This window comes from Tolypothrix tenuis PCC 7101, from assembly GCF_963874875.1.
Classification (GTDB): Bacteria; Cyanobacteriota; Cyanobacteriia; order Cyanobacteriales; family Nostocaceae; genus Aulosira; species Aulosira tenue.
Map to the genome: position 1 here is coordinate 36,038 of NZ_CAWNJS010000005.1, position 9,941 is coordinate 45,978.

Below are 9,941 nucleotides of genomic sequence, written 5' to 3' on the forward strand. Positions count from 1 at the left end.
TATTCATGCTCAATTGCCAATTCTCCAAGAGTAACGCTATCAGTCTGTTTTAGTGGAACGGGATTATAGTAGGGTGGCCGCCGAGATATGGATACCCACTCAAGCTCTTGGTTTTTAACTACAAATTAACTACAAATTAACTACAAATATCCTTGCCTTACAGAGTAAAAGTCCAAAAAAAATTCCCAAAAAAGTGATACTTCGTCCCCAAAGTTTCCCATAATTTTCCATATTCAGGGCAAGTATCTCCCTAAATCTCCCAAAAAAAGTGACTTTCAGGAAAATAAAATTAGGTTTTTCAAGCTTATTGACACTATTCTCAATAAGCTTGACTTAAATCATCTTCAAGCTTCCCAAATTTTCCCAAACTTCTCCCAAAAGTTGTCATTAATTTCCCAAACTTTTCCATGAATTGGTTGGTTTTTGAATTCTTGGGAGAGACTTGACCATGCCAAAAACTCTCGCACAGTACGCCAAATTTTGGGAGCAAGTTTTCGAGCCAAAAAATAATTTTAGAAAAATAGAAAGCGCTAAGATAATACTAAAATCTACATTTGTGCTACAAAATGACTCAATGGTTTAGAACTTCAACTCAATGATGAATCTTTGAAGTATTTTGAATCACGATAAATAACAAACGAGTCAATATAAACCCAGAACAAATGACATCAGAATAAGCATTGACAATGCCTGATGACAGCAAAACATTATTAGAAGACAGCTAACACGGTTCAGATAAGCAGGGGGAGCAGGGGGAGCGGGGGTAGCAGGGGTAGCTCTTGGAGTGAAGAGAGCTTTCTTAAGCAGAAGTAGCTCAGGGAGAAAAGAGTTAGTGAAAAAGAATTCTTATTCCTCAAGTGCCTCAATATCTCCCCAGCCCTGCCTAAAAGGCATTCCCCCCCAGCTCCCCCAGCTCCCCCAGCTCTGTTATCTCACCTTCTCAAGCCTCGACGCGGTTGTGGTGAAGGCTGTCGAGAAATAGATAACCTAGCTTGAAGTTGCTGTTTTTTGAGTTCAATCTCATCCTTAATACTCGTCAATCGTGACTGTAACTCAGGAGATTTAAGTATCTGTGCCATAGTCTTCATTTCAACAGTCTGCTGCTCTTTCTCCCAAGAATCATGATTTTCTCGCCTTGTTTCATATTCCTGAATTTTTAATTGAAGCTGGTGTTTATGTGTAACTAATTCTTTAATAGTTCCGATAGTTTGCAATTGCTGCTCCAAAGCCTCATTGTACTTATTACTCAACTGATGAAGCGGAAAAAGCTCCATTGTTCTAATAGCTTTCTCTTGGTGAGCGTGTTCTAACCACAAACTATCAATTTGTGGCTGAAGATGACTAATTTCGCTTTCAATGGCTTGCCTATCAATAGGTGCAGGGACTTGAGCCAGTGGTTGAGCAAAATATTCCTTGACCGCTTGTTCTAAGTACAGTAGTTGTTGGTCAGTTAGTGCATCAATGGCCTTCTTAAACGCCATTTGAGTTAATTGACCACTAAAACGTTGTAGCAGCAATTGTTTACGCTCAAAGTCGCTTAACTTTTTAGGCGGTGCAGGTGAAGCATGACGCTGTTGATTATTGTTATCCCGCCATGCTTTGAGGGTTGATGCTGAAGAATATGCTTTCTCGTATGCCAAAGCCCCTTGAGCCACAATTAAATCATCAACGCCTTTATTTGGCCCTGGCAATGTCACTACACTCACAGATGCTCCCTGTTCCTCTAGCAGCCGCCCAGTGCGCGAGATAGCAATTTCTATATTTCGTTGAGTTTCAGGCCGTGTCTCGTAGTCAAAGCAGAAAGTAATTTCTCGTTCTGGTGTGGCGAAAACAGCTAACTCGTCCATGAGTCGAGCTTTCATCTTTTCCCCAAGCTCATCCTTACTGCGATAACCGGCGTAAATTCCAGGCAGTCCAATGGCAGGGTGTCCCTGACTTAACAAACTGGCTGCTTTTTTAGCTCCCTCGGTGATAGTGACCGGGAGGTTATGTTTCCAAACACAATACCAAAATCCCGATACGCGATCGCTTTCGGTTGGCTGTACCCCAAATTTTTCATAGATACATTCTGCAATATCATCCGGCACATCTAATAAGAAAATACTCAGTTCAGTTTTCGGTGGATGCTCATATTTGATAACCTTACCGGGTTTATCAGCTTTTTCTCTTGGGTTATTGGGTTTATAGCATCCCCATAGCTTCCTTTCAGGTTTAGCTCCTGGTTGTAGTCCAGCAAAGGATTTGGGATTAACGCCAGCATCACACCACCAACCGCCTGATTCAATATGAGTATACTTACTCATAAAATCAGACGATAACTTACCTGTATTAGTGCGTGGTAGTTGGTCGCTGTACATCAGGTATTCCCAAGCTTCATGCTCCCAATCGAGAGTCTGATGCAGACTTTTGAAGTTAAGGGCAGCAATTTTGGGGTGAATGGCACTATCTTCTACCAATTCTCGCAAATGTTGAGAATCAAGTCTTTCTGGGGATTCACCCAAATTACTCGGAGTCCAAAATGCGACCTTTGGCTGTAATGAAGTGGGAACTGGTTTTTTAATAACAGGCGATTGCGTAAAAGGCTCTTGGGCAGGGGTGCAGGGGGGCAGAGGAGAAGGACTGGGCAGAGGCGCAGAGGGGCAGGGGGGCAGAGGGGAAGGACTGGGCAGGGGAATAGAGGGGTAAGGGGGCAAAGGGGAAGACTCAGTATAAAATTGCTCCTCTGCTCCTCCGCTCCTCTGCTCCTCTGCTGCTTTACTTCTTTGCTCAATAGCTCCTCTGCTCCTCCGCTCCCCTGCTTCCGGGCTTCTAGCTACAATCACAGCATTTGCAACCGTTTCTTTTTCAGGCTTTGACTGGTGTAGCTTGGCTAATTCCTTCTGTCGCAGCGCAGAGAGCGCATTTTCCTTAGCCCTACTCGACTGCGCCAGGGCTAGTAAACTGTCTTTATCTTCCGTATAAAGTTTCAAGTCATACCTAGCACGGCTAACCGCAACATAAAAGCTTTCCTGCCCAATAGTATGGTCAGCAGCTATCAGTACTCTGTCGGCAGTTTTCCCTTGACTACTATATGTAGTGCTGACAATTGCATAATCTAAGTGTTGGGCTTGTTGCAGATTGATAAATTCAGTTTGAGCGCTATCTAAATACTGAATTTGAGCGTTATTACTGTCAATGGCAGTAACAACAAACTCTTGACCGTTGCGCCGTCCTAATTGTCGGTCGTTTTTCGTCCAGCGTAGGCGATCGCCCTCGGCAATTTCAATTTGTTGGCGTTGGTAAACAGCCTTATCAAATCCCGTATCAACTTGATAATACTTACCATCACTAGCTAGAAGCGTTAGCCCATCACTGTCCTTACCCACTACAGAATAAAGCTGGCCTTTCTCCAACCCCCGGCGCTTATAACTGCGGGTGGGCATGACCATATCACCCAACTCAAAGTTGTGGGTGTAGCGCATTTGTACCGAAGTTAAGTCTTTGGCTTGCAGTTGAGTGATAGTGGTTGCAGTTCCTAAACTCCCTTCAGCTTTCAAACGCTCACGAATCGCTTGGGTGATTGCCAAACGCTCCTTATTTGTGCCAGCTAATACCAGTGTCCGCGCTCGATGAGAGGGTGTGACTGTTATATAGTCACGAGCGATCGCCTCAATTTTGTCTGATTCTGTTACAGTCTGGATATAACCATTTTCATCCAAGCGTTCAAATCCTTCTTGAATTCGACCTTCTGCCACCAGGTCTACTGCCAATTTAAGTTTCGGCGCACGTTGTCTATTGGAAGAATTTAAGTAGCTGGTTTTAATACCTGCCTGTTGCAGAGATTTGAAGGGATTACCAGCTAAGACAGCTGATAACTGTTTTGTGTCTCCCACTAACAAGACCCTGGCTTGTTCTAAGGCTGCCCGTTCTAAAAGAGCTTGAGCATCTTTAGCACTGAGTAACCCGGCTTCATCCACTACCCATATCTGATTTGGTTCAATTTCCTCAAGTGCTTCAGTTTCTAGCAATCTTGCAACAGTTTCGGCTTGAACTTCTAACTCAAGACTCAGGACTTTAGCCGCCATCGAACTGGGGGCAAAGCCTTTGATGGTGTAGCCCGATGCAGCAGCGATCGCTTTTAGTTCCTTGAGGGCGAAAGTCTTACCAGCACCAGCTACCCCCTGCCATGCTGTAAATTGGTCAGTTGTGGTTGCTGTGTCTAGTACCGCTCGACGCTGATCTGGGTTTAAAGCTGTTTTCTCCAAATGGCTAGAAACTACCTCTTGGTGGGCAAGTGCGTTAACTTTACCCTGCCCGGATTGCATCAATTTAATGGTCGCCAGTTCCCGGTTAACTGCTGCCAGGGTGGTAAAGTCGCGTTTATCTTGAGATAGGCTAAGTAATTCCGAGTTAACTTTAATTAATGGCTCAATCAAGCTTACATCGGTCGCTAAACCCTGGTTGAGGATGAATTTCTCTAAATCTTCTTGAGTGAACGCTACATTTCTCTCTGAACAGTGAGCGATCGCCTCCTCCAGATTTTCATCACTGACTAACCGGGGCTTTTGTTCTGGCTGCACCGCCCCTGCTTGTACAAACTTGATACCCAGTGCTACCGCTTCTTCTTGCCACTTAGCTTTTAACTCTTGGGGGTTAATTTTCTGCTTCTTGTTACGAGTGGCAGTCCAAGCCGCTTCTCGCTCTGCCCAAGTTGCATTTTCTCCTGCTTCAGTTAATATCTGCTGTCTGCGTTTAGAGAATTCTTGTAAGTCCTGTTCTCTAAAACCTTTAATTTCAAACTGCCCGTGCTTTTTAGGTTGTACCTGATACCCTAGTTTCTCTACTTCGAGAGCTAGATAATTCTGGTACACCATCCCCAGAAATTTCTTATTTTTGAAAATTTCATCATTGAGTAAGCTGTACCATTCCCCATTATCTAGCTGCGTCATATTCATAACTACAGCATGAGTATGCAGATGTGGGTCTAATTCCCTGGTTTCAATATGGTCAAATTCTGCGACTACTAAATTTCCTGTTCTGGTAGCAACTCGGTGAGTGTCTGTTGTCACCCTAGTGTAGCTGTAGCGTTCTTCTATCAGTTGAATGGTTTTTTGTACCGCTAATTGATGAGCAGTAATTAACTTTTCATCCCCACCCACTAATGCTTGCAGGCTGACACTTTTTGGCGCAGAGAAAGTCAAATCTGTTGCTGCTCTTCGTTGCGATGAGTCCAACTTTCTTTTAGCAAGGTGTTGACTGCCATCTGGTGACAGTCCATTGACAATATTAGTGAAAGTTTCTTGTTGATCTACCGCACCTGATAATCCCAGTTTCTTGGCACCCTGACCAGACCAGCGTGAAGTGCCTTCCTGGTAATATCCCTCCATGAAGTAATGTACTGCTTGCTGAGGCTCTGTGTTCTTTGCTGTCAGCATTTACCGAAAAACCTTCGGTAGAATTCAGGTTTCAATAGTAATTGGTTAGCTGCACCTACAAAATTGTTGCTGAAAAATTACAGTTCTTTATCTACACAGTTGTTGAATGAGATTCTAAATTTTCGTCTTCAACATCTTACAAGCTACAGAAGTGTAGTATTGTATGCTGCAAAAATTAATATTATTTAATACGAGTTTTTTTCACCCAATGAAATTGTAAATCTAACTCGATTTTTCTGCACAAACTTTTTGGCGTACTGTGCGAGAAAATTTTCTGGAAAAAATCCTTAGATTTACCATGAATCTGCCACAGATTTACCATAGATTTACCTTATTTCTGACATAAGCATTAACTTGTTAGTTTCTTAAAATCCTTGGATTTACCATAAACTTGCCATAGATTTACCATAAATCTGCCATAAATCTGACATTGGCACACTAGTGTCTTTTATTACTAAAATTTTTTATTACTGAGATGAGATGGTGAGGGGTGATAAAGTTTAGGGCGATGCAAGCTTGTTTGGGTTTGTGTTGTCTTGGATGTGAGTAAAGCAAAACCCCACTGTCGCCAGTGGGGTGAATTTAAAAGATTCAATTGAATTTTCCTGTGAACATTAAATAAGATTGTTGACCTTGATGTGGCAGGACATAGTTTGAACACTACTTGAGGGCAAACTCTAAGCCGGAGTCCGTGTCGAGGACAGGCCAAAAAATTCTGCTTGAGCTAACGTCAGCTTCCAGAAGAGTTCTGATCGGAAGAGGCAGGGGGGAAGGGATCTCCACACAGGGGGAACAAACCCTTTCCCCCTGTGTGGAGCATGGCGGAACATATGTACAAGCTCCATACCAGTCAAGCGCCCTTGCGCCCTGCCCTTTTCCTCTGGCTGACATGGTAGCTGTCGTCGCCAAAAGAACTCTCAGTTCTTCAACTTAGTTTTTGGTGAGCAGTGCTTTGGTTGTGATTAGTAAAGCTAATAATTGTTCATTTATTTTTCATCTTAATGCTTATTGCCATTCCCTATCTTCAAGTTCCTTCTGAGGCAGCAATAAAGTTGCTTCAATTTCTTGCCTAATCGCAGATGTCACCTCACAATTGCTATTCAAGCAATCGAGAAGTAGCTGATTAGCATCATAGTAGCGTTGCAACACTTGCTGTTGCTGTTGACTAAATTGCCAATGGTGATTAATGTTACGATAATTCATTACCGTCATTTTTAATTGCTCAATCCAAGCTGAAGAGTGTGCTTGCCACCATACTTGAAATTTTTCTTGGTTTTGATTAGGGTTCGGCAATTGCTCCTGAAGTTGTTGCAAGGATTTATGGAGTCCAGCATCCAAAACAATGCTTAGAATGTTCGAGAGAGCATCTCCACAGGCATGAGCATAGGCAAAATCTTGGCTACGGTCGATCGCACATTCCAGCAGCAAGTTATCTAATACGGCATCCAGAAGCATTCCCTGGTCGAGGGTGCAGGCTAGGGTAAAGTGAGAAGCTATGTGAGGATGCCGAGCCAGGGCAAGGTAAAATGCACGGGTACTCGCAACTTTTGGTGGCGACGGGGTAGTCAGAGATTTTTGGCTTGCCCAAGTCAAAAATTCTTGGAGGTAAGGGTCTTGGGCAACTAGTGCGTCAATGTGTTGCTTCATCAACTGCACCAGCCCGTCGGCACTGCGAAGCATGGCAGCTGTCAACAAGAAGATTTCGCGCCAGTGAGGGTCAGTGATGTGACTGACTAATCCTGTCAGAGCTTGTTCTAATGCCTGTAGGTTATGGCTGGCAACGATTTTTCTCGCCGTGAAGTATTCTTGAAACACCAAATAAGAGAAGGAGAAAATTCCCCGCGCCCGTTCTGTCAGTAGCCCATGTTGGGCTTCTATGGACTTGAGTACCGCTTCACTTTCTAATTGCAGTTCCTCTGGTTCCATTGCCACCTCAGAGAGATTGCGAATATAGTCACTGATGTATTGCTCAATCACCCGTTGCTCAAAGAAGTACTGACCCCCTTCAAAGGTTGTGGCTGCAATCTGACTTAACAACTTGAGCTTTTGTGGTAATAAAAATCCTCGGTAGACTTCATCCCGTTCAACGCCTCTGGCTTCATCCCATTTGCCCAAGAGAAGATCCAGCCCTTGCTTATAAAAATCAGTTCGTTTAGTGGGAAATTTTTCCTGACCGTGGAACACCCAACAGGCTAGATGCAGAAATAGGGGTGTGATCACGAGTTGGCGAAATTGCCAATTTTCGGGTAAGTCTAGCTTATGAATAAACTGAAGGGACTGTGCCTGCCCATGTTGAGTATTTGTCTTAGTGAATGCCACAAACCATTTTCGAGCGAAGGCGCGGATTTGTTCAGAGGTAAACGGGGCAATTTCAACATCGGTAAAGCCCCGGAGCGTAAGCTTTTTAGCCGCCGTGCGACAGGTCGCTACAAACCGATTTTTGTGATATTTGTCAGAAAATCTGCGAATTTCTCTTAAGACAGCATTACTTTCTTGGTTGAGAACTTCATCCATCCCATCGAACAATAGCAATACTCTGCCTTTCTCAAGCAAGGTTTCAATCACAGATTCTTCTGTAATTCCAGACCTAACAAATTCCTGGCGGATGTAGTATAAAAGGCTGAACTCGCCACTTACCCTAGATTCTTCCGCAAAATTCCTCAGTACGATGAAAACAGGAACTTGGTCGGCGGCAAATGCGCCTTGGTTGCACTGAATGGCAAGATGTTGCAAAAAGGTGGTTTTACCTACTCCCGGTTTACCCAGCATCCTGAGCTTGGAGTAAGTTTCGACTGCCTGCATCCCTGGTATTTGTTTGTGTTCAACCTCCCCTGAGCCAAAGCGGTCAAATTCAGTTGGTTTAAGGTTTTGCAGGTTAGAGATATCTAACCACTGTTGGCTGGGGATGTCTTCTAAAATATTCACATCAATATATATGTCATCGATCGCAACAGGATGACCCATATCTAATAACTGCAATATCCCGCATTGGTCTTGAATTTTTTCCTGACGTTGCGATCGCACTTGTTGCACCAAGACATCAATATCTAAGACGGGAGCCTGGGCAATTTCTGAGGGATCGGAGAATTCGTCCGGTGGATCAGCAGCGATTTCCCGCCAATTCAATTCCAATATCGAACAAATCTCCAAAAATATATGACGCTCAACCGGACGACCAGAGAAAAACCGCCAAATAGGTTGTCGAGTCTTTAAACCGACTTCTAACGCCAAATTTTCCTGAGTCCAACCCTTGCGGGCAAACGCTCTTTTAGCCTGTTGAATTCCAATATCTGAAGCTTGAAGCGATCGCCTGACCATAAGACAAAAAACTCATATTAAAATTCACAGCTTAAACTTTTATGAATACCAAGGATTTTATACTTTTTCTTATGCTAAATATCTTTTGCTCTAGTTAAATCATACAAAAGTCAGAATACAACGGTAATTTAATCTAGATATTTAAAGTTTTGTAACAAATTCAAACGCTATTCACTCATTTTATACATCTCTAACCCTTGCCAAAACCTCATCTCAAACACCGATTCTTCATGTTGGAAAAGTAAAGAGGTAGCACTTTTCTACAAACACTGGTTAGCTCTTTAGAGCGACGACAGCAGATAAAAAGCAAATTACTATAACCAGAAGTTGCAATATTACAGATATTTCAAACGAAGTTTTTTAAAAGTAATCATTGCTATGAGTAAACATGATTCAAAAGCTGGCAATTTATGTTATCAAGACAAGAACCTAAAATATCTATTTTAGGTAATATTCCTTTTCTATCAATTCATCTCAGTAGCCTATTAATTTTTTGGGTAGGTTTTAGTTGGTTTGCACTCATTACCTGCCTCATTCTTTGGTTCATCAGGATGTTTGGAATCACAGCAGGATATCACCGTTATTTTTCACATCGCACTTATAAAACAACGCGTTGGTTTCAATTTATTCTTGCTGTTTTAGGCAATTCTTCGGCGCAGTTAGGCCCCCTATGGTGGGCAGCACATCATCGCCATCACCACCGCTATGCAGATACAGAACAGGATATTCATTCTCCGGTTGTTCGTGGTTTGTGGTGGTCGCACGTTGGCTGGGTGATGAGTCCTAAATATTCCAAAACCGACGAAAAGCTAGTTCGAGATTTTGCCAAATATCCAGAGTTGCGGTGGTTAAACCGTTTCCCGATGATTGTTCCCATTGTGCTAGCAATCACTGTGACTGCCATTGGTATAGTGCTTCAATTGTGTATTCCTCAGTTAAAAACAACTGGGTTACAGATGCTTGTGTGGGGATTTTGTTTAAGTACTTTGCTGCTTTATCATACGACTTTTACAATTAATTCCCTTGCCCATATCTTTGGCGATCGCCGTTTTCACACAACAGATAGTAGTTGCAATAATTGGTTTTTAGCTCTCATAACTCTCGGTGAAGGTTGGCATAATAATCATCATTATTATCCGGCTTCAGAACGACAAGGTTTTTACTGGTGGGAAATAGATTGTACCCATTATATTCTCAAGCTACTTTCAT

At 42.9% G+C, this 9,941-nt stretch carries 4 protein-coding genes; 1 reads left to right on the forward strand and 3 read right to left on the reverse strand.

Annotation, left to right across the window (positions count from 1 at the left end; translation table 11 throughout):
* Window positions 1-344 precede the first annotated feature (344 nt).
* The 3 genes from AACU25_RS36675 to AACU25_RS36685 form a co-directional block, all read right to left on the reverse strand.
* Entirely contained in the window at window positions 345-503 is a 159-nt protein-coding gene (locus AACU25_RS36675; protein WP_190445954.1) for a hypothetical protein, read from the reverse strand.
* A 429-nt stretch (window positions 504-932) separates the two neighbouring features.
* Window positions 933-5,414, reverse strand: a complete 4,482-nt coding sequence (mobF, locus tag AACU25_RS36680; RefSeq protein ID WP_096585669.1) for a MobF family relaxase — start codon at window positions 5,412-5,414, stop codon at window positions 933-935.
* A gap of 1,005 nt (window positions 5,415-6,419) precedes the next feature.
* Window positions 6,420-8,732 carry an NACHT domain-containing protein gene (locus tag AACU25_RS36685; protein ID WP_096585672.1) on the reverse strand — a complete coding sequence of 771 codons (2,313 nt, stop codon included), beginning with the start codon at window positions 8,730-8,732 and terminating at the stop codon, window positions 6,420-6,422.
* Between the two features lie 410 nt (window positions 8,733-9,142).
* Here AACU25_RS36685 and AACU25_RS36690 point away from each other — a divergent pair.
* Window positions 9,143-9,941, forward strand: a 799-nt coding sequence (locus AACU25_RS36690) for an acyl-CoA desaturase (protein ID WP_339382140.1), incomplete at its 3' end; no start/stop codon positions are given.